This window comes from Mesorhizobium sp. M8A.F.Ca.ET.165.01.1.1 (assembly GCF_004792065.1).
In the GTDB taxonomy this organism is placed as follows: domain Bacteria; phylum Pseudomonadota; class Alphaproteobacteria; order Rhizobiales; family Rhizobiaceae; genus Mesorhizobium.
Genome location: NZ_SRTH01000004.1, coordinates 35,858 through 57,316, shown reverse-complemented (window position 1 = coordinate 57,316; position 21,459 = coordinate 35,858). Strand labels below are relative to the sequence as shown.

The 21,459-nt window shown below is 60.1% G+C and carries 17 protein-coding genes and 1 pseudogene; 10 read left to right on the top strand and 8 right to left on the bottom strand.

The window, feature by feature from the left end:
• Position 1: 1 nt before the first annotated feature.
• From EN808_RS13550 to EN808_RS13530, 5 genes are read left to right on the top strand one after another with little or no spacing between them, the layout of a single operon-like run.
• Positions 2 to 499, top strand: coding sequence for a TadE/TadG family type IV pilus assembly protein (locus EN808_RS13550; protein WP_189524113.1), 498 nt, complete (start codon positions 2 to 4; stop codon positions 497 to 499).
• Positions 493 to 1,131 carry a TadE/TadG family type IV pilus assembly protein gene (locus EN808_RS13545; RefSeq protein ID WP_135916054.1) on the top strand — a complete coding sequence of 213 codons (639 nt, stop codon included), beginning with the start codon at positions 493 to 495 and terminating at the stop codon, positions 1,129 to 1,131. Before EN808_RS13550 ends, EN808_RS13545 begins: the two co-directional genes overlap by 7 nt.
• Positions 1,128 to 2,291, top strand: a complete 1,164-nt coding sequence (locus EN808_RS13540) for an AAA family ATPase (protein ID WP_127275395.1) — start codon at positions 1,128 to 1,130, stop codon at positions 2,289 to 2,291. The genes EN808_RS13545 and EN808_RS13540 overlap by 4 nt, the downstream gene beginning before the upstream one ends.
• Positions 2,278 to 2,850 (top strand): L,D-transpeptidase, encoded by a 573-nt coding sequence (locus EN808_RS13535; RefSeq protein ID WP_135916053.1) that lies wholly within the window; start codon positions 2,278 to 2,280, stop codon positions 2,848 to 2,850. Before EN808_RS13540 ends, EN808_RS13535 begins: the two co-directional genes overlap by 14 nt.
• On the top strand, positions 2,847 to 3,410 hold the full coding sequence (locus EN808_RS13530) for a hypothetical protein (protein WP_135916052.1): 564 nt from the start codon (positions 2,847 to 2,849) through the stop codon (positions 3,408 to 3,410). The genes EN808_RS13535 and EN808_RS13530 overlap by 4 nt, the downstream gene beginning before the upstream one ends.
• Before the next feature lie 22 nt (positions 3,411 to 3,432).
• Here EN808_RS13530 and EN808_RS13525 read toward each other — a convergent pair whose 3' ends face one another.
• From EN808_RS13525 to EN808_RS13515, 3 genes are all read right to left on the bottom strand, one after another.
• Positions 3,433 to 3,969: a hypothetical protein gene (locus tag EN808_RS13525; protein ID WP_127870454.1), complete on the bottom strand. Its 537-nt coding sequence runs from the start codon at positions 3,967 to 3,969 to the stop codon at positions 3,433 to 3,435.
• A gap of 273 nt (positions 3,970 to 4,242) precedes the next feature.
• Positions 4,243 to 4,869 carry an MraY family glycosyltransferase gene (locus EN808_RS13520; RefSeq protein WP_245464228.1) on the bottom strand — a complete coding sequence of 209 codons (627 nt, stop codon included), beginning with the start codon at positions 4,867 to 4,869 and terminating at the stop codon, positions 4,243 to 4,245.
• A 158-nt stretch (positions 4,870 to 5,027) separates the two neighbouring features.
• Entirely contained in the window at positions 5,028 to 6,041 is a 1,014-nt protein-coding gene (locus EN808_RS13515) for an NAD-dependent epimerase/dehydratase family protein (RefSeq protein WP_135864959.1), read from the bottom strand.
• 314 nt (positions 6,042 to 6,355) lie between these two features.
• Between EN808_RS13515 and EN808_RS13510 the strand changes: the two are divergent.
• Positions 6,356 to 8,430, top strand: a pseudogene (locus EN808_RS13510) (acyltransferase family protein).
• A 100-nt stretch (positions 8,431 to 8,530) separates the two neighbouring features.
• On the opposite strand, the gene EN808_RS13500 reads toward EN808_RS13510, so the two are convergent.
• From EN808_RS13500 to EN808_RS13490, 3 genes are all read right to left on the bottom strand, one after another.
• Entirely contained in the window at positions 8,531 to 10,558 is a 2,028-nt protein-coding gene (locus tag EN808_RS13500) for an O-antigen ligase family protein (RefSeq protein ID WP_127870451.1), read from the bottom strand.
• A gap of 3 nt (positions 10,559 to 10,561) precedes the next feature.
• Complete coding sequence (locus EN808_RS13495; protein WP_167531362.1) at positions 10,562 to 11,821, bottom strand: glycosyltransferase; 1,260 nt, start codon at positions 11,819 to 11,821, stop codon at positions 10,562 to 10,564.
• Positions 11,822 to 11,956: 135 nt separating this feature from the next.
• Positions 11,957 to 12,868, bottom strand: a complete 912-nt coding sequence (locus EN808_RS13490; RefSeq protein ID WP_127275386.1) for a hypothetical protein — start codon at positions 12,866 to 12,868, stop codon at positions 11,957 to 11,959.
• A 138-nt stretch (positions 12,869 to 13,006) separates the two neighbouring features.
• Between EN808_RS13490 and EN808_RS13485 the strand changes: the two genes are divergently transcribed.
• Positions 13,007 to 14,815: an ABC transporter ATP-binding protein gene (locus EN808_RS13485; RefSeq protein WP_245525070.1), complete on the top strand. Its 1,809-nt coding sequence runs from the start codon at positions 13,007 to 13,009 to the stop codon at positions 14,813 to 14,815.
• On the opposite strand, the gene EN808_RS13480 is transcribed toward EN808_RS13485, so the two are convergent.
• Positions 14,812 to 15,660: a class I SAM-dependent methyltransferase gene (locus tag EN808_RS13480; protein ID WP_127870448.1), complete on the bottom strand. Its 849-nt coding sequence runs from the start codon at positions 15,658 to 15,660 to the stop codon at positions 14,812 to 14,814. The two genes, EN808_RS13485 and EN808_RS13480, sit on opposite strands and share 4 nt — an antisense overlap.
• Positions 15,657 to 16,787 carry a glycosyltransferase family 4 protein gene (locus tag EN808_RS13475; protein WP_127275384.1) on the bottom strand — a complete coding sequence of 377 codons (1,131 nt, stop codon included), beginning with the start codon at positions 16,785 to 16,787 and terminating at the stop codon, positions 15,657 to 15,659. Before EN808_RS13475 ends, EN808_RS13480 begins: the two co-directional genes overlap by 4 nt.
• Positions 16,788 to 17,026: 239 nt before the next feature.
• Between EN808_RS13475 and EN808_RS13470 the strand changes: the two genes are divergently transcribed.
• From EN808_RS13470 to asnB, 3 genes are all read left to right on the top strand, one after another.
• A complete protein-coding gene (locus EN808_RS13470) occupies positions 17,027 to 18,307 on the top strand; it encodes a nucleotide sugar dehydrogenase (RefSeq protein ID WP_127275383.1) in 1,281 nt (426 codons plus the stop codon).
• A 199-nt stretch (positions 18,308 to 18,506) separates the two neighbouring features.
• A complete protein-coding gene (locus EN808_RS13465) occupies positions 18,507 to 19,301 on the top strand; it encodes a class I SAM-dependent methyltransferase (RefSeq protein WP_127275382.1) in 795 nt (264 codons plus the stop codon).
• 73 nt (positions 19,302 to 19,374) lie between these two features.
• A complete protein-coding gene (asnB, locus tag EN808_RS13460) occupies positions 19,375 to 21,345 on the top strand; it encodes an asparagine synthase (glutamine-hydrolyzing) (RefSeq protein ID WP_135916049.1) in 1,971 nt (656 codons plus the stop codon).
• The last annotated feature ends 114 nt before the right edge of the window (positions 21,346 to 21,459 follow it).

Sequence of the window (21,459 nt, the reverse complement as noted above, 5' to 3'; positions counted from 1 at the left end):
CATGTTCATCAAAATAAGGCAGTTCCTCCAGCGGTTCCACCATGACGAACAAGGCGCTGCCTTGGTCGAGATAGCGATCGTCATGCCACTCGTGTTGCTGCTGTCGGCCGGCGTCTTCGAATTCTCGAACATCTTCAACACGCGTCTGCTTCTCGCAGCTGGCGTCGAGGATGCCGCTCGCTATATGGCGCGCTGCAGCAGTGACTGGAATACTTGTTCAACGTTGGCAAAAAACCTCGCGGTAAACGGGGCCGTCACGAACGGCAGCCAGAGGGTTACCGGTTGGACCGTGGGTCAAGTCACCGTCACGCCAGTACAATCGCTCCAGGCGATCGATCCCACGACCGGTACCGAGCTCTATCTCAGCAGCACCGGCACTGTCGTTGTCGTGCAGGTCAGCACCGCATATCCATATCCCACCCTGGGCCTCTGGTCTTATCTTGGCTTTGGTGCCCTTACGCTCAATGTTTTCCATCAGGAGCGTGTCTTGGGATGGTGATGTCGGGCGGCACGTTCTGGAGAAACCAATCCGGCGCGACAATGGTGGAGGCGGCCATCGCAATGCCCGTGCTGCTCACTCTGCTGCTTGGTTTCGTCGACTTCGGTTACGCCTTCTACCAATGGAATGCCGGAAACAAGGCGGTGCAGGCTGGCGCCAGGCTGGCGCAGATTTCCGCTCCGATCGCCAGCGGACTTCTGCTGGAGGCAAAAACCCCCAGCGACCCACTGGACGTGGGAAAGGCGGTTCCAGCCAACACTTACAGCTACATCTGTACCGCCAGTGCCGCCGGAGCAGTATCTTGCAGCTGCGGAACAGGCGCCACGTGCCAGAACCTCAATGTGAGCCAAGCCGCTTTCGACTTTATCTTTAGCGGCAGCAGCTCCCGGCCGGGCATGCTGACATTCCTGCCAACCCTTCTGAAATCCGAGGTCCAGATCCAATATCAGGCTTCAGGCCTCGGTTACTGGACTCGCCCCAGCGGGCCGGTGCCAACGATCACCGTCAGCATCGTCAATCATCCCTTCCAGTTCTTCTTTCTGGCCGGGTTTCTCGGATTCGGAACCATCACCATGCCCTCCATGCTGAGCACGGCCACGGGCGAAGACATGAAGAGCACGTGGACGCCATGAACGCCATCAACACCAAGGTCCTGCCCACCAAGCGAAAGCAGGTCGCGCTGTTTTCCTCCGATCCGAATTTCAAGCGCGATGTGGCGACGCGGCTCGATGCGCTGGCGATCTATGACGTGCGGGTTGCCGAGACGGGCGACTTCCTCAAAGGCCCACCGGCCGAGACGCGCCCGGGCATCGTCATCCTCGATCTCGGCAACGGCGAATTGCTTGGCAATCCAGGCATCGTCGAGGCGCGTGGACTGTGGGCAACCGTGCCGCTGATCGCGGTTTCGGACGAGCTGACGTCCGAACAGACGCGCGTGCTGGTGCGCATGAACGCCTCCGACTGGCTGCACAAGCCGCTCGACGGCAAGGAACTGCTCAACGCCGTCACCTTCCACGACAGCGGCAACCAGGGTACCAAAAGCCGCATCATCACCTTCGTCGGCGCCAGCGGCGGCGCCGGCGCCACGACGCTGGCGTTGTCGGCAGCTGAATTCCTGGCCTCGAAATCGACCGAGCGCGCGGCCTCGACCTGCCTGGTCGACCTCGACTTCCAGAGTGCCAATTGCGGCGCCTATCTCAACCTGTTCAACCAGTTCGACCTTGCCGGCATCATCGGCCAGCCGGAACGGCTCGATGTCGAACTGATGGATGTCATCAAGCTGTCGCGGCCTTCAGGCCTGACGCTCTATGCCTTCGAGCGGCCGCAGTTGCCGTTCGAGCGGCAGGGCGCCGATTTCGTGTTCCGGCTGCTCGACCTTGTCGCCTACCGTTTCGACGACATCGTCATCGACCTGCCCAACATCGAAACGCCCTGGCAAAATTCCGTGCTGTCGACGAGCGACGAGATCTTCATCGTCTTCGAGCTCAATGTCGCTTCGCTGCGGCAAGGCAAACGGCTCTACAAGAAGATCCGCGAGCTGCGCGGCAATAACGTCAGCATCACGCTGGTGGCCAACAAGCACAAGCGCAAATGGTTCGGCAACCACTTCTCGCGCGGCGAGCTGGAAAAGATCTTCAAGGCGCCGAATATCAAATCGGTCAGCCTCGACAATGCCCTGCTTGCCGACGCCCTGAACCGCGCGATGCTGCCGTCCGAAGTGGATGGCCGGGCCCGCTTCAACAAGGATCTGAAGAAGATGTTCCGCGAGCGGCTCGACGATGCGGCCCGCTAGCGGCCATCGCTTTCGACTGACGGCCGCCTGCCTTCTCGGCCTGGCGCTGGCGCTTCCAGCCGGACAGAACGCGTCGGCGGACAGCCGCCCGCCTTTGCCGGCCATGGGTCCCAGCCTGCGCAAGACGGTGGTGTTTCCCACGGCCGAGAAGATTGGAACCATAATCATCCGCAAGCAGGAAAAAGCGCTCTACCTGGTGACCGGCAAGGGCGAGGCCCTGCGCTACCGGATCAGCGTCGGACGCGATGGATTTGGCTGGACGGGTACGGTCCAGGTGGGGTCAAAGACCGAGTGGCCGGCTTGGCGCCCGCCCAAGGAAATGCGCGCCCGCCGGCCGGAGTTGCCTGAGATGGTTCCCTCGGGGCCGTACAATCCGCTCGGCGCAAGGGCGCTCTATCTGCTTCGGGACGGTCGCGACACGCTCTATCGCATCCATGGCACCAACGACCCTTCGGGCGTGGGTTTCGACGGCACGTCGGGCTGTTTTCGCTTGACCAATACCGATGTCATCGATCTTTTCAGGCGCGTGCCTGTCGGCACCAAGGTGGTGGTCCAATGACAACGATCAGCGATCCCGATGAACTGCTGGCGGCGGTCGAACCGCCATTGCTCGACAAGGAGAAGAGCCGGTTCAGAGTGGCCGTTGCCGTCTGCGTCGGCCTGGCGCTGTTTGCCCTTCTGAACGCCACCGCTGCCGTCTATCTCTACCGTGGCATCAACGACCTGCGTACGATCGAGGCGCGGCTGGAGGACCTCGGCCAGTTCGAGCAGCGAATGAGCGCGCGGCTGGACACGGTCAACAACGGATTTCAAAGCCGGTTCGAGGCGCTGGACGACCGGTTGCGGGCGAGCTTCGGCGAGGTCAACGCCAGCATCGCCAAGCAGGCACCGGAAATGTCGGGAAATCACGGTGGCGACGAGCCGCGCGTCGTGGAGCTCCCCCCGCCCGCCGAAGATACGGCGGCGGTTGCCAGCGCCACCGAGGCGGAACCGGCCACCGAGGATATGCCGCGCTCAACGCGAAGGAGGCCGGCTCCGGCAGCGCCTCCCCCGCCAAGTTCCAACTACCAGCGGATCGTATCCCCGGAAGGCAAGGTCACCTATCACAAGATAAACTAGCTTTGGCCTCGGCCACGCTGCGCTAGAAATCTCTCTGCAGTGCCATGAGCCGGACACGCATCGGTTCAACGCGCATGCCGAGTTCACGCATATAGGCAAAATGGCAATAGGCGCACGCCGTAACCCCGATGACCGCCAGCAGGCAGTTCAGCCAGGTGAAGTCCATCGTCAGTGAGAACTGAAAGCCGCTCGGCGCCGAGAACCCGGCAATGGTGCTGGCGGTCTGCGAGTGGCCGCCGATCAAAATCATCAACGCCGCGAGGATCAAGGTGCCATGGTTGGCAAGAAAGAAAGCGGCCGACCTTCTGGCCTGACTTGCCATCCAGCAGATCCCCAGCGCCGCACCCAGCAGGGCGAAATCCAGGACCATCGACCCTCCCAGATAGACATCGACCTGCTGCCAGACCATTCCGGACGATGGGTGCAAGGTGAGCCAGACCTTCCACATACCGGGGCTTGCGGGATAGGTTCCGAGCAGGATCGTGGCCATTCGCTCCGCCGCCAGGATCAGCAGGACAAAGGCCGGGAAGGCGAAAAGCAATAATGGTTTGCGCTTCATGGTGCCTCGCAATCTGGCGGGCAGTCTATGCTGCATAGATTGCATGAAGCTTAACGGCGCGTTTTGCTTGCCAAATCAACAGCGTCTGCCCGTAGCGATCAGTGTCGGGGCCCACCCGTGCCACGACGGCCTCGCGTCTCCGCCCTCAAGCCGATTCTGCAAATCTGCGTGAGCTCGGCAGCCAGCGAGCCGCTGATGTGGGTCCGGCAGGCGTTCGTAGCAGACAATGAGCGGAGCCGCCGAGTCTGATCCATCGGTATCGCGAAGAGCGGCCTAAGGATTAGCCAAAGCAGAAAATGTCAGCCCTATCGCCAGTGCCGTCACTGCGTAGATAGCCGGCAAAACCTGACGGTTCACACCAATCCGAAGCAAGCTATGACCAAGGTGATCCGTGCCGCCCATCCAGGGCCTGCGCCCCTGTAGCAAGCGGCGAGTCGTTACGAATATTGCATCAATCAGCGGGACGGCAATCCACGCCAACGAGGCGTCAAAACCTCTTTTCGAGGCAAGAAGCACGATTGCCGCCCCGAGGAGAAGGCTGCCGCTGTCGCCCATGAAAACGCGGGCGGGCGGATAGTTGAAGCAAAGGAACCCGACACACGCACCCGCGCCGGCCATCCCGATATCGCCGCCGAGCCCCAGGAAGGCGGCCGTGATTGCACTTGCGGCAAGACCATCCGCATGGTCGAGCATGTTGACCGCGTTGCAAGCTATCCAAATGACGATCGGGACCCACCACAGACCTGTAATGATGCCAGCTAAAATCGCGGCAGCGGCCAATGCCGCTGCCTTGACACCGGCGGAAAGGGATCGGACGTCATCCAGCGCGCCGATCAGGCAGAAAACAGCCAGCAGAAGAATATACTCAACCGGAAGCCACGGAGACATCGCGATCAGCATGGCCGGCCCTGCCAGCCGGGGAACCTCGCCCGATGTGTGCCATCGGTCGCTCTTGACCTTTGAGACCGCTCCGATGCGTATCGCCAGACGCGCAAACAGCCACACACAAACGGCCGATATGAGCAGAGCCCCGATGAACGGGACCAATGGACCAGGTGTCAAGCCATTGCTCGTTCGGCACGCATGTGCTCGATGCAGTCGACCACTGTCTGTTTGGTGCTTCGCAGTGGTCGCCATCCGGTCATGGAGGTCAACAGACTTGTGTCAGGCACGCGGTCATGCGTCACGGCAAACCGCTCACCAAAGACCGCACTGGAAGGTTTCATAACGATGGGCGCACTCGTCCTGGTGGCGTCAACCACCATCTTGGCGAGATTTCCAATCTGAACCGCCTCGCTGCCGCCCAGGTTGACTGGCCGGCCTCGCAACGACCGGCACTGCATCACCAGAAGCAACCCCTCGGCGGCATCGGCTACGTGGAGAAACGCGCGCCTCTGCTCGCCATCGTCGTGAACCACAAGCGGTTCGCCCCGCAACGCCGCGTTGACAAACACTGGCAATACGAGGCCGGTCGCCGAGCGCTGGCGCGGTCCGGCCATGTTGAATGGTCGAACGATCCAGCTAGGGATGCCCAAATCGAAAAACAGTCCAGCAACCAGATGCTCAACGGCTGCCTTGGCAGCGGCATAACCCCATCGCGGTCGGAGATCCGTCATAACTGGATCGGACTCTGTGATTGGCCGGTCCCGACCGGAGCCGTAAACTTCTGAACTCGACGTATAAAGAAGCGGGCGCCTGTGCAGCCGGCATGCTTCGACGATTGAACAGCCTGATTCGAGAATGCCGCTGGTGACGGCGAAGCGTTCCTTGTGAGCACGCTCAACGCCGATCGGACTCGCCAGATGGAAGACGGCATCGGCAAGGCCAACCTCATCCTGGACCGCCCCATTATATGCCGGATCGCCGACCCTGAAGGTACGGATCGTCAGGCGAGGGTCACCAGTCGGCAGATTGCGAAGCAGGCCGTTCGAAAGATCATCGACAACGGTCACGGTGCAATTGCGCGCAAGCAACATATCGACCAGTGCCGAACCTACGAAGCCTGCGCCACCAGTAACCAACACATGTCCGTGCTGGCCGAATTCAACCATGTCCGCGCTATGGTTGTCCAACGTTGACAGCCTCCAGAACGACCCGTGGCCTCGCAACGCACGGGACAATCTTCTATACAGTCAGGGACGGGACGAACAACCCGTTTTTCTATCAAGCGAGCAAGTTTTCATCGCCCCGATATCATTAACGAATGAATACTCCCTCCGAAAAGCCGCCACTGGTCCGACGCCCCGGTCCAGGAGCAGGACTGATTCTGGCACACGCGCACCAATGTTTAGGTTTTCGTCGCTCCAGCGCGAAACAAATTGTGAGGGTATCCCCACGTTTCTCGAAATGCGACTTGTAAGTCGAATTGCGGGTGCCGCCGTTGCATATGTCCGGCCATCGACTCATGATACGCAATTGGGCTGTGAGGCCGGGAAATAACCCGGAGGGAGCCGTGAAGTCCGACTATCGGCCAGATATCGACGGATTGCGCGCAATCGCAGTGGTCGCCGTCATTCTTTTCCATTTTGAATTGCCCGGTTTTCCGGGGGGCTTCGTCGGCGTCGATATCTTCTTTGTCATTTCTGGCTACTTGATCACCCGCCTTTTGGTGGCTGAAGGCGGCGAACTGTCCCTGATCGAGTTCTACGCCAGGCGGATGCATCGAATTCTGCCGGCGATGCTGGTAACGATCTGCTTCTCGCTCGTTGCGGGGTGGTTCCTGTTGTCCCCCGGGGACTATGCCAACTTAGGACGCAGCGCGGCATATTCTACCGTCGGGGTGGGGAACTACTACTTTCTCTGGAACACGGGCTATTTCGACCGCGAGTCGACGCTTCTGCCCCTGCTCCATCTCTGGTCGCTCGGCGTCGAAGAGCAGTTTTACCTGGTATGGCCGGTTTTGCTTCTGGCCGCGAACCGGTTGGCGCGGGGCCGCCATCTGCCGGTCATCGCGCTCATCTGTGCCGTCGCACTGATTAGTTTCTCGATTGCCCTCCATCTGGTGGCGACCGATCCAAAACAAGCGTTCTATGTTCCCTTCAGCCGAGCCTGGGAACTGGCCCTCGGCGGCCTGCTGGTCTTTGCGGCGCCCGTCCGCCACCGAGGCACTTCCGAAGCTTTCGGACTGATCGGCCTTTGCCTGGTCGCCGCCAGCACCATCTGGCTATCGCCGAGCCAACCGTTTCCAGGCTTGAGTGCTCTCTTTCCGGTGATCGGCGCCGTCCTGCTCATCTGGCCGCGTTCGCAGTCAATGATCTCGGCGCTGCTTGCGAGCGCACCATTGCGATCGACGGGCAAGATTTCTTATAGCCTTTATCTCTGGCATTGGCCGATCCTGGTTTTCTTCCGCCACTATGCAGGCACCGAAATGCCGACGGCGGCCGAAGCGTCTGTCCTTGTCGCCGTGGCAGGGCTGGCGGCGTATTTCTCTTGGCGGTTCGTCGAGGAACCCGTTCGCCGTCCGCGGGCGCCTCCATCCAGGGCATTTGCCGCCGGTGTTGCCGCCGCGGCGACAGTTTGCCTGAGCGGCAATGCGATCTTCGAAGCCGGCGGTTTCACCAGCAGGATTCCGAAAGAAGCCGAGGCAATGCGCAGCCTCGAGGTGATGTGGGACTGGCCGTGTCCACAGACGGTCGTCATTCCTGAACTGGGCAGCACCTTTTGCGCGTTTGGGGCGCCCTGGGGCAAAGCGAGACATCACGCCGTCCTGTGGGGCGATAGCCACGCCGAACACCTCGCCCCGCTGTTCGATGCTGCCGGCCAGCACGAGAATACCGCCTTCTTTCTTTATCGCGCGTGCCCGGCCGCATTCGGAGAAGGTGTCCATCGCGATTTTCCAGAGCACCCCGACTACCAGGAAAGCTGCGCGTCTTCCCGAAAGGCGGTCGTCCATATGCTGAGACAGCGAAAAGATATCGACCTCGTGGTCCTGTCTTCCGCCTGGACAAACCTTGCTGACACCAATGTCGTCGCCGATGACGGCCGGCAGGCGGACAGGGTCCTGCTGTTGCGCGATGGCTTGCTCAGCCTCGTAAAAGAAATCACCGCTCGGCAACGACGCATCGGAATCATTGGACAGGTGCCTGTGCCAGGCGTGGATCTGACGTCCTGCGCGGCAATGCGCGAAAGCGGAGACGTTGTTCGACAGACATGGATAGCGAGCAAATCCTACGGCGTTGGTCGCCGGTGGTGACGGCGTTGGAGTCGCTTGCGGATGAAAATGGGGTGTTCTTCGTCGATCCACTCAAAGGCATGTGTCCGGACAGGCATTGCGCCACCTACATCAATGGCGAGTTCATTTACCGCGACAAAGCTCACCTGCGCCGAAACTTGACACCGGAGACCGACGTCGGCCTTGCGCGAACGATCGGTCTCCACCAGGCCCTAGCCGCAGCCGACGGGCGAACTCGTGTATCGACAGCGAACGCCATGCAGCCTTCGACAACCAGCATGAGCAATTGAGCCCGCAGCTCTGTGCCATGCGACGACAGCGCCGGACATAGCCTCTACGTCGAAGATCATCACCTGTCGATCTTCGGCGCGAGGCTTATTGTTCCGAAAATCATCCGGAGGCTTTAGACCGACTTGTTAGTGGCGTCACGGCAGCCACAGTTGCAATCGACCATGCAATGATCGTGCCCAGAAGAATGAAGCATAGTGCACTGACCGACAGCGGAACGGCGACCTCGTAGGTTCGGTCATTGCTGCGAGGGTCGCTCGAATCCGTGGGCGCGAACAGCACAGCATCCGGCCGGCGAAAAGTATACTCGCCCTGCCTGACGGCAGGCCATGCGTGAGAAGACCAGCCGACGCGATGTAGCGATGTTCCGTTTTCGCGCAGATTGGATGCTTGCAAAGGCGGAATGTCAGACAGGTTGCCTAACTGGAAAAGGCCGGGAAATGGTGGCCGCGGAAGCAGCGTTTCGTATCCGCCTCGGGCGGCAAACATGGTTTCGTTCTGCAGCCGCCCGGTAATAAGCGGTGGTGTGACGAGCAGTATCGCGATGCAGCCGGCCCCGAAGGCGACGACGCCTGCCACTGTTCCGCAAGCAAAGCTCCAAGGCTCGCCTTTCTCTGTCGGCGACGACTTTGAGGCAGCCACTTTTCGTGCGGCGAGCATGCCGCCAATTCCGAGCGCGATTGGAAGAAAGAGACTTGGTGTCAGCAAGAGGTCATGCGAGGTCAGCATCACCCCTAGAACCGCGACACCAAGGGCAAGATCACCGGCGTTCCGGGCAAAGCAAAAGGCGAAGCAGACCAAGCCAATCGGAATCAGCCAGCCGAGGTGACCGAAAGCGATTGCAAACAGGACGAAGGTGTTGTGCGGCGCAAGGGCTTGCGCCTGTTCAAGTCCGCGACCGAAAAAACCGCCTTCTCGATAGGCGAGCAGGCCGCGCTCGAGAAAGAGAGCCCTTGCCGAAATCGAGTTCCTCTTGCCTTCATCGGTCAGGCGTTCGCCGAGCGCCTGCATCTTGGCGACGTTCGTGGATTGGTTAGCCGCGGGCGCGGGGCCGGATGGCAGAGGAGACGAATTTACGGCGTCCGCGGATGCACCGCCCTTAGCGGCGGCCGAACCGCTCGGGGGTTCGACGGCGAGGGGCGTGGTAGTGTCAGCAGAACTTGCCCGAGGCGGAGCCGGTTGATTTGCCGACGCCCCTTCAGGCGGTGGCGCAATTGACACCGTAGCGGCTGGCGGAGATCGATCGACAGCCTTCGATGCTTCGTTGAGCGCCGTGCTTACAGACAAAATTCCGGCATAGGATTCGTCCGTGGCAATACGGAAGGAAGCATTTGTGGTCAACGCGATGCCGATCGCCCCCAGCAGTGCAAAAGCGACGACGACCGCACGGCCCAAGCCCCCAAGATCGATCTGAAAACGACGGCCGCTGCGAAATTGTTGCCAAATGCGGACGACAATCGGAACCGCCACCGTTGCAAGGGCGGCAAGAAGGGTCGAGCGAGAAAGCGTCGCGAGAAGCGTTATGGCTACGAGCACGAGGAAGCTTGCACGCCACTTTTGTGCGACGGCGCGGTAGCTCGCCGCAGCCCCAAGCAGAAGTCCGGCCGCTGCGACATTGGGATTGACCGCCAAACCGGCGGCCCGGCCAGGCGTGTTGGTGAAGCCGCTGGCAAAGAGGAGGTCGAGCAAGCAAACCACCGCATTGAGCGCTGTGACTGACGCCGAGAGGCGCAACACGATTGCGGGAGCTGAGGCAAGCATGAGCACAATCGCCGCGCCGCCGAGGAAAAGTGTGATCAGGTAACACTTGGCGACGATCCCGATCGGATGAAGCGCAACCGGGACGACTGCCATGGCGGCGGTGATAGCAAGCAGAAGGATCGCGCTACGCACGTCTCGACGCGTCACAAGAACGGCCACCGAAACAATCAGCACTCCGCCATAGAGCGCATGGAACACCAGCCTGGCGAACTCGTCCCGTCCGGTGAAGAACGGCATAAAGTATGGCAAGAACCAGGACTGGCAGATGACGATGAGGAACGCACAGAGTCCGGCCGAAATGTTCGTCAGGACCGCCCGCAGCGGATGCGTTGAGCTCGCCGAGCGTTCCGAGTGGGCAATCCCGCTCATTCGTCAGCCCACGAGATAGAGGCGTTCATATGCGTCGACCATAGCTCCTGTCGAATACCGCTCGCGCATCATCCGTTGCCTAAATTCCCGGTCGGCTGTCGGCTCCGGCAATCGGTCGAGAACGGCTAGAAGCCCGCGAGCCAGATCGGCAGGGTCACGAGGTTTCACCAATACACAACCCGGCATACCGGAGATAGCCTCCGGATTTCCGCCGACATTGGTGGCGACAACAGGAAGACCCGCCGCGAGCTTTTCCATCAGGGCATTGCAAAAACCTTCCTCATGGGAGGCGATCACGCCAACATCCATGCCGGCGAGCAATTCCGGCACCTCGCTCTGTGATCCCAATGCATGGACTTTCGATCCGACGCCGAGCCGCCGTGCCTCTTCCGCCAGGCCCGGCCCGATGCCTCGGTCCTGTCCCGCCATGAACAGCTTCAGATTCGGCCGGCTTTCGCTCGCAAGAGCGAATGCTTGAATGAGATCCCTGTGCCCTTTGTATGGGATTAAATTCGCGACTATGATGATGCCGACTTCGTCCTGGCTGAGGCCGAGCCGCCGCCGGGTTTCGTCCCGGCGATGGACGATGTCATCGAAGCGGCTGAGATCGAGACCGTTCGGGATCACCCTTATTCTGTCGATATCATAGGCGTCGCGAGCCGCCATATCGGCCGCGACCGCATGCGAATTCGCGACCACCACATGGGAAAGCCGATTGGCGATCCGGTCCATTCGCTTGAGCCTGGGCCACCGTTCCTGATGGTTGCCGAGACCGCGTCGCGACGTGATGACAAATGGCGCCAGCGCAACCCGCCCCGCCAAGGCGCCCAGGAAATTGGTCAGCGGCAGGAAGGCGTGGACCACGCGCGGCCGGGTCAAGACGATGCGCAGGACAAGCGAAGTGACGGCTGCGCCGAGAACCAGCATCGCCTTCACACTCGGGCGCCTCGTCGGCGCCGCGCCCGACTTGGCACCCACTTTGGCCACTGTCGGCGACGCAGGTAGGGGATTCGGCCGATGAAGTCCGTACAATACCCGGATCCCGGCGCGATTCAGCGTCTCCGAGAGAACACCTCCTTGTGAAAGCGCAAAGACTTCTACCTTCCAGCCGCGCTGCTTCAATTCCTTGGCAAGCAGCACGAGCTGGCTCTCGGTGCCGCCCAGGTCAAGCGTTCCGATGACAAAGAGTACTTTGCGACGAGGCTTTCTAGCCAGTGCGGCAGAAGGCCCGGCAGCCGACTGTTGGCCTTCAGCATCAGTCATCGGAAATTTCTCTCGCAGCGTCATCCGCTCCGCCGCCTTTCCTCATTGGTCGCCGGTTGCCGCTAGGCGCAGCCGCTTGCAAGCGGAAGCCTCTGCGAGGCGATGGCTTATAGAAATGGTCACGAGCAAACGAAATCAAGAGGACCGAGCAATTCCGCGAACCCGCTGCAGCACAAGCCGGCCGCGTCCTAAAAGAAGATACTGGAGCAGAATGCCGATGGTGACGAGTAAAATACCAATGGCAAGGAACGCAAGCGGCGGAGCCCATTTCAGGCGTTCGAACTTTGCCTCGTACGCACGCACGCCGTTGAAGTCTTCGGCAGTTCCGAGCGGTTGCCAGTCCTGACCATACGCCCTTCTTAGCAAAGGCAGCATCGGCCCGAATTGCGCGTAGTACGTGTCGATGATCGACGGGTCTTGTTGTACATCCTCAAGCGAGTGAGGAACGAAGACACCATAGTCGGAATCGAGAATGTTGCCATTTGACTCAACTACAGTGTGCTCGGGCGCACTGTAGATCGTCGCTTCGATGCCCTGATCGGCAAGGACAGAGTAGACGATCTTCGAAACCTGGGAACAGAACCCATAGCCGCGATCCAGTGCCTTTCGGGGAGTTACAAATTCATAGTTCCCCAGGTTTTCCCGATATTCCGAAAGAAAGCTGAGCATCCAGAGCAAGTAATTGTCGAAAACCCCGATCCGGGTGTAGGACGCATCGGCCTCCGACCAGCGGTCACCTTCTGTCCAATAGTGTACCATTCCACGCGCGACCGCCGTTGTCAGACGCTCAAGATATGGCTGCATCGGCTCACCCGTGCGGCGATAGAGATCATCAACGTCCGCAACTCTCTGTGCAAACCCCAGTGGCCCCTCAATTGCCGAAGCAGGTGGTGCCGGGTAGGCGCTGACCAATCCGAGCGGGTATGCCGACACAAAGAACAGAAATGCCGTCCCCACCCCTGCCGAGAACACGCCGAGTGCACGAAGCAATGCCGCAATTAAGGCCAGCCGCTGCCTTCGATCCCGAATCTTTATAGCGTCACCCATGATTGAAGCATATCACCTCACCGCAATCACGGTCTCTGGCCCATACGCGCAGTTGTGGACAGGTCACCTTCGCGCTTCTGTGATAAAGTTGCCAGCGGGCATCTGTTGTGACTTGTCGTGGAGCGCCGAACGTGTGCATTGAGCGCTCTGAATGCGGACATCGATTTGGCATTGAGCGGAAACCGAAACTCGGGCAGCACTCTCGACACACTGCGACGCTTGTGGCGGCAGGTATCGAAGCCTAGACAAAGGCAGTTTTTCGGCCTCCTTGTCTTGATGATGTTCGGAGCACTTGCGGAAGCCGCTACGCTTGGTGCCTTGCTGCCGTTTCTTGCGCGCATCGCCAATCCCGAGGCGGTTGGCGGCCAGTCGTTCCTCGCTCGCCAGCTTGCCGGCTTTCGGCTGACCAGCTCTTCAGACAGCCTTCTCGATTTGACGATTCTGTTTTCGGTGGTGGCGATCATAGCCGGCGCCGTGCGCATATTCCTTGCCTGGGCCACGAACTCTTATGTCTTCTCGCTGGGACATGAGGTGGGCGTGAAGGTCTATGACCAAGTACTCCGCCAACCCTACAGCTACCACGTTTCGCGCAATTCCAGTTCGGTGTTGGCCGCGCTTCGCCAGGTTCAAGCCATTACCGCGGGTGTAATGCTGCCCCTGTTGCAATCGATCAGCGGCATAGTCATCGGCGTCTTCATCGTCGCTGCCCTTTTTGCTCTGAGTTCTTTCATCACCTTCGTTATCTTCGCGGGCTTTGGGGCGGTCTACCTCGCCATGTCGCTCGTCATCCGCAAGCACCTCAAGAAGAATGCGCAAATTATCGCCAGCGCGCAGGCGGAAGGCATCCGATCTGTCCAAGAGGGACTGGGTGGCATCCGCGATGTTATCATCAACGACACCCAACCGTATTTTCTGTTGCGGTACACCGAACTCGATTTACGCCTGCAGCGCGCGAATGCAATGAACGCACTTGCCGCGGGCGCTCCGCGTTTCGCGATCGAAGCTGCGGGTATGGTGATCATCGCGGCGCTTGCTTATTTCCTCATCACCCGCTCGAACGATGCCGGCCAGGTTCTGCCGATACTTGGAACATTTGTCCTTGGAGCGCAGCGTCTGCTCCCATCCATGCAGCTTGTATACGGCAATTGGGCCCTGATACTGAGCAATCTTGCCGGCGCCGAAGTCGTGCTCCAGGCGCTCGAGGCATCACTCGGCCCAGAGTGGAACCAGCCGCCACCTAAGCGTCTCCCATTCGATCGAGCGATCATGCTCAAGGATGTGTCGTTCCGTTACGCTTCTGACCAAGCGCCGATACTCGAGCGATTCAATCTCACGATCTCGAAAGGAAGCAAGGTCGGGTTCATCGGCAAGACGGGCAGCGGCAAGAGCACGACGGTCGATCTGATAATGGGTCTGCTCGAGCCGACTGGCGGAGTGATTGAGATCGACGGGCAGCGGCTGGACGGAACCACACGGCGTGCCTGGCAAAGACAGATTGCCCATGTGCCGCAAAGCATCTTCCTGGCGGACGCCTCGATCGCCGACAATATCGCCTTCGGCATCGATCCCGCCAACATCGACCGCGACCGCGTGCGCAATGCAGCGCAGCAGGCCGCACTGGCGGATTTCATCGAAAGTTTGCCGCAAGGCTATGAGACGCGGGTCGGCGAGCGTGGTGTCCGTCTATCGGGTGGTCAGCGCCAGCGCATCGGCATCGCCCGGGCGTTGTACAGACAGGCTTCCGTGCTCGTCTTCGACGAAGCCACGAGCGCACTCGACACGGAGACCGAGGCCGCGGTCATGGAGGCGATCCGCGAGCTGCCCGCCGGCCTGACGGTGCTGATCATCGCGCACCGGCTCACAACAGTCGAAAATTGCGACGAGATCGTCACCCTCGAAAACGGCCGGCCACATATCTGGACGAGAGCCGGCGGACAGACCGCTTAAAACGACTTGCTCCGTTTGGGCGGCCGACTGTTCGGGCTCCGGAAGAGGAACTCCGTGCATGCCTCACCCGTAGATATCCTGACGAGCTCGAAATCGAACCGTTTCTTCAGGAAATCGATCACCGCCTGGTCGTCGGCAAACTCCATAGGCCAGCCGCCCAGCCAGTCGCGGATGTCGGTCATGTAGCTCATGCCGCGACCTTTTTTCTTTTGATAGATCTGCTTCACGAGCAAGGGCAGTTGAAGTGGATTGCGACCGAGCCCGAAGCGCCAGATGTACCAGTACTCCATCCACCGCCTTTGGCGAGGGTTGGCGCCGTTGTATCGCCGTTTCACGTCGAGCCAGAATTGCGCGGAGGGCTTCACGACATTCGACGAATAGAGAGCGATGAAGAATAGACCGCCGGGGGCAACCGTGCGCGCCGCATTTTCGATCGCCTGCCACATCGCGCCGGTGTGGTGGAGCACGCCCCAGGAATAGACGAGGTTCCAGGTGCCTAGCTTCTCCATATAGTCGGCGTCGAGCACGTCGCCGCGTTCGACGATCCAGTTCGTCGGCTCACCCGCCAATTGCCGCAACTTGCCGGTTGTGCTTACCGAGAGCGGGTCAAAGTCGAAGGACTGTATCCTATCCGCTTTTGCATCGAAGGCGGCAAGCGAGTGCAGCCCGCTGCCGCTGCCGATATCGAGGAAGTCGAAGCCTTCGAGGGTCTGCTTGCCGAGGAAGGACAAGAGCTTCTCCGCCGCCATGCGGCGGCGTTCCGCCGAGTAGTGCTTGTCGATGAACGACGCCCAATTGGCTCCGAACTCGTATCGGTTCGACGATGGATTTCCCGCGAACGTCATTCTGTGGCTCGGTGCCGGGCTTCGATGATTTCCATCATATGAGCGGTAACTTTCCGAATATCATAGCGCTCTTCCGCGATCGATCGACTGTTTTTGCCCATGCATTCGGCTTCACCTGGGTTGTCGATCAAGCGGATCATGGCTTCCGCCAAGGGGGGCGCGGCGCCGACCGGCACCAGCAGGCCGCTCACGCCGGGAACGATCGGCGCGCGACAACCCGGCGCATCTGTCGTGATCACCGGGCGCCCCATTGCCATCGCCTCCAGGACAGATCGCGACGTACCCTCGCGGTAGGATGGAAGCACGAAGATACGCGAATCGGCGATCACCCCGCGGACGTCTTCCACAGGCCCGTGATAGCGGATGGTTCCGTCCGCGACCGCTGCCTCAACTTCCGATACCGGAAATCCCGCGGGATTTGGATCCGTATCGCCGACCAGGTCGAAACGGGCTTCAGGTCGAATTGCCTTAACCAGCCTTGCCGCACCCAGATATTCGCCGAGGCCTTTGTCGCGAAGCAGGCGTGCGATCATAAGAAATCGCGGCTTCTCTGGTAATGGCGCAACCTTGAATCGATCGAGATCTACCCCTGAACCGTTGGCTACATTGGCTGGTGTACGTCCGAGCAGTCCCAGACGACCGAAGTCATTGCGGTCATCGTCGTTCTGGAAGGTGGCCGTGGTGGCAACACGCAGGCTCGCGGCATAAAGAAGCCGGGCCACCGCATTGACCATCCTCCACCGTAGAGATTTGTGACGGTCCGTGAACGCATAGCCGAGGCCCGTGACAAGCGCGTGCCGGCGCGGTACCCCCGCAATCAGCGCCGCGGGTATGCCATAGACGATCGGCTTGATCGCACAGGTCAGCACGGCCTGGGGTTTGAGCTCTCGTAGCTTCCTGCAAAGACGAAAAGCCAAAAGCGTATCGCCGAATGGCGCAATAGCCGCACGCTCCATGGGCAATGGATGAAAACGGATGCCGTTCTCGGTCAGCCAACGAACGGTCATGGCATCGACTGGCGCCAGGGCATGTACTTCGTATCCGGCGGCGCGCAGCGCAAGCAGAAGATGTCCCCGCGTGGTTGCAAGGGATCTTGGTTCGCTTACGACAACAACGATGCGATCCATGCATTCAGGTTCTTGGCTGACTGGTCCAGACCATTCGGCTCTTGTAGGGGTCTTGAGGCTCGAAACCCAATCCTGCCGCATCTTATCCACAACATCGAGCGCCACGAGACGATGGCGGCACGCGCATCGATCAGGCGCTATTTTGAGTGGAGAGTTCCCACTTCGCAACTACACATCGTTGAATTGGCGTGCAGCCTGCCATACAAGCGCTGGACATAAGTGACTTAGGAACTCCGCCGATGTCCGAACGCATCGCCGTTATCGGTCTGGGATATGTCGGCCTGCCGGTAGCCGTCGCGTTTGGGAAGGTTTTCCCGGGCACCATTGCTTTCGATATAAGCGAAAGCCGGATTGAGGAATTGCGTCGCGGCGTCGATCGCACCGGAGAGGTCGACACGGCGGCGATCAAGGAATCCTCGATCGCGCTTACGACCGACCGAGAGATGTTGAAGGGCGCGACTTTCTTCATCGTTGCCGTGCCAACGCCTATCGACATCAACCGTGCTCCCGATCTTTCGCCTTTGAAACTGGCATCGGAGCTTGTCGGTGAAGCGGTGAGCAAAGGCGCCGTCGTCGTTTTCGAATCGACGGTCTATCCAGGCGTGACCGAGGAATTTTGCGGGCCGATCATCGAGCATATATCCGGCCTGCGGCATCCTCATGACTTCGCGCTCGGCTATTCGCCTGAAAGGGCGAACCCAGGCGATCGGGAACACTCGCTGCGGCGGATCATCAAAGTCGTCTCCGGTGAGAACGCAGAGACGCTGGAGCGCGTAGCCAGCGTCTATGGGAGCATCATCGATGCCGGCGTCTACCGCGCGCCGTCGATCAAGGTGGCCGAAGCGGCGAAGGTCATCGAGAACACACAGCGCGACCTCAACATCGCGCTGATGAATGAACTGGCAATGATCTTTGAACGGCTTGAGATCCGCACGCAGGATGTCATTGATGCCGCATCGACAAAATGGAACTTCCTCCCCTTCAAGCCGGGCTTCGTCGGCGGTCACTGCATCAGCGTCGATCCGTATTATCTGACTGCCAAGGCGGAGGCCGAAGGCTACCATCCGCAGATTATCCTCGCCGGACGCCGCATCAACGACGGCATGGGAGCCTTCGTTGCCCAGCAAGTCGTCAAACAGTTGATCCGCTCGGACATATCAGTCAAAGGAGCTTCCGTCGGCATTCTCGGACTGACCTTCAAGGAGGACGTTCCGGATTTGCGCAACAGCCGTGTGTTCGACATGGTCAAGGAACTGAGACAGTTCGGCATCGTGCCCAAGCTTCACGATCCCCTTGCCGACGCCGAATCCGCTCGACGCGATCACGGCGAAACGATCCTGCCGCTCGATGAGATAAGCGATTTGCAGGCGCTTGTCTTGGCGGTACCGCACAACGTCTATCTCACCAGTGAGAGAGCGCGTCTTTTTCAAATGATCAAGCAGGGCGGGACGCTGTTCGACATCAAGTCTGCCATCAAGCCGAATGAAATCCCTGACAATTTAAAGTATTGGAGTCTGTAAGGCTCGGCCTGAATTCAACACTGGGATCTACCGTGAGGTTAAGCAGGCCGATTCTGACCACCGACGCAGCCGGTCTTAGAGGATTCCATCTCCACAAGAGGCGGGCGTGGCTCGACCGGCTGAACGCATTCGTTTCGGGACTTCTATCTGGCATCAGCTAAGGCTTCGGTCATTCGGAAAGGGCGACGGTGGGAAGCTTATGAACGCGCGTTATGATTTCGGCCGCAACTGGTCCGAGCTTGCCGCGCGCTTCGAGGACGAGCATCTGGATCGGGCTTGCGAGGATCTTCGCCGCCTGGTGGGCGATCTGGAGGGGAAGACATTTCTCGACATGGGCTGCGGATCGGGCCTGCATTCAGCGGCCGCTCTTCGGCTGGGGGCAGCGAAGGTTCACGCCGTTGACTATGATCCGGGTTGTGTCGAAACGACCAAGGCCGTGCTTTCTCGCTTCGCGCCGGAAGCCGAATGGAGCGTGGAGCGTGCCGATATCCTCGACAGGGCGTCGCTTCCGACCGGGACGTTCGATGTCGTCTACTCGTGGGGCGTCCTGCATCACACGGGCGACATGTGGGCGGCGATCAGCAACGCAGCCGGCCTCGTTGGTCACGGCGGAAGATTTGGCATTGCGATCTACCTGAAAACGCCACTTTGCGGACTGTGGACGGTCGAAAAAAGGCTCTACTCCTCTCATCGCTGGCTGCGGCCTCCGGTCAAAGCGCTGTTTGTCTCGGCCTACATGTCGGCGAGAACGCTGCGCCATCGGGACACGATCTCGTTTGTAAAGAACTATCGCGCGCGCCGAGGCATGGAATTCCTGGCGGATGTCGACGACTGGCTAGGCGGCTATCCCTATCAATCCACCTCGGCCGAAGAGTTGGAGACGTCAGTCGAAAAACTTGGGTTTCGCACGAAGCGGCGCTTCAATGCAGTGCCTGGGATTGGCCTCTTCGGCACCGGCTGTGGTGAATGGTGTTTCGAGCGAATGGATTTATAGCCGCTGGTTCCCTCCTCTGATTTCGCGGCAGAGAGAGAAAGAACCGAGCCTGGTCATTGGAGAGTAACGCCGGATGTGCGGTATCGTCGGCATTGTGGGTGGAGCGGCCGCGACAAGCAGCGGCCCCTTCAGCGTGCGCCGCATGGCGGACATGATCCGGCATCGCGGACCGGATGGCGACGGCATCTGGACTGACGCCGAGGCCGGGGTCGCGCTCAGTCAGCGCCGACTGGCAATCATCGACCTGTCATCGGCCGGCGCGCAGCCGATGATTTCGCACAGCGGTCGCTATGTCATCGTCTTCAATGGAGAAATCTACAATCACGGCGAGATGCGGACGCATCTCGATCGGGACTTCGGCGCTCATGCATGGCGCGGTCATTCCGACACCGAGACCTTTCTGGCTGCAATCGAGGAGCTTGGAACCAACAAAGCGCTTGGACTGGCTGTCGGCATGTTTGCTTTCGGCTTGTGGGACCGCAAGGAGAGAACGCTCGTTCTCGGACGTGATCGCCTGGGGGAAAAGCCGTTATATTATGGCCGGATCGGCAAGGCCTTCGCGTTTGCTTCGGAACTCAAGGCCTTTCAACCGCTGCCGGATTGGCGCCCGGACATTGACCGGAATGCGCTGGCTTTGCTGATGCGCCACAATTACATCCCCGCGCCTTACAGCATTTACCAAGGCATTCGCAAATTAAGACCCGGCCATCTCCTCGTCCTTTCCGACCCGATGCGTGAGCCACATGTCGAGAGCTATTGGAGCGCCAGGGAAGCCGCTGAACAAGGCCAGCGCGACCCTTTTCAAGGGAGCCCCGAAGAGGCGGTTGACGAACTCGAACGTCATCTTCGCCGCGCCCTCGGAGGGCAGATGATCGCTGACGTGCCGCTCGGCGCCTTCCTCTCGGGCGGCATCGATTCTTCCGCCATCGTGGCGGTCATGCAGTCGATCAGTTCGCGACCGGTACGGACCTTCACGATCGGATTTGACGAAGTCGGCTACAACGAGGCGGGCCATGCCAAGGAAGTCGCGCGCCACCTTGGCACCGACCATACGGAACTTTATCTCAGCGAGCGGGACGCGCTAGAGGTTGTGCCCAATCTGCCCGGCATTTATTGTGAGCCCTTCTCCGACTCCTCGCAAATCCCGACATTCCTCGTCTCCAAACTGGCGCGTGGCAGCGTTACCGTGGCGTTGTCGGGCGATGGCGGCGACGAGCTGTTCTCCGGCTACACGCGCTACGCACTCGCCGATGCGTTATGGAACAAGCTTTCCCGCGTCCCGATGGGGCTGCGCCGCGCGTCGGCCAGCCTGGCGACACTGCCCTCGCCCGGTCTCTACAACAATGTCGCGGGTGGGATCATGCCGCTTCTGCCGCAGCGCCTGCGCCGCGAGCGCGTCGGCGACAAGATCCACAAGGCGGCGTCGGTTCTTTCATTGCGAACAATGGACGATGTCTACCGCCGCCTCTGCTCGCATTGGGAAGCGACCGAAATCATCCCGGATGCGGACGAGCCGCCCACCATGCTGACGGGATTGGAGGCGCTTCCAGCGCTGCCGGGCAACGTCGAGCGGATGATGTACATCGATATGATGAGCTATTTGCCGGACGACATCCTGGTAAAGGTTGATCGCGCGGCAATGGCAGTCAGCCTCGAGACCCGCGTGCCGCTGCTTGACCACCGGCTGATAGGCTTTGCACTTTCGCTGCCGCTTTCCATCCTGCGAGCCGGCGACCAGACAAAGTGGCCGCTCAGGCAACTGCTTTATCGACATGTTCCGAAAGCGCTCGTCGAACGTCCGAAAATGGGCTTCGGCGTGCCCATCGACACCTGGCTGCGCGGCGCGCTTCGCGAATGGGCGGAGGCGCTGCTCGACGAGCGCCGATTGCGGGAAGACGGGTTCTTTCGAGCCGATGCAATCCGGCGCGCGTGGTCTGAACACCTCTCCGGACACCGTAACAATCAGTATCTGCTTTGGGACGTCTTGATGTTCCAATCCTGGCAGGAAGGAACCCAGGGAGCTTCATCGGCGGTCGCTGCCTGAACAGGCATCAGGGCCAGTTTTTTTCACTCGCGCAGCCGGATCGGGAGCGAGACGGTCCCGCACTATCAGATACCTGAGCAAGCAGCTATACGGGTTCGAGGACAGGGGCGAAGC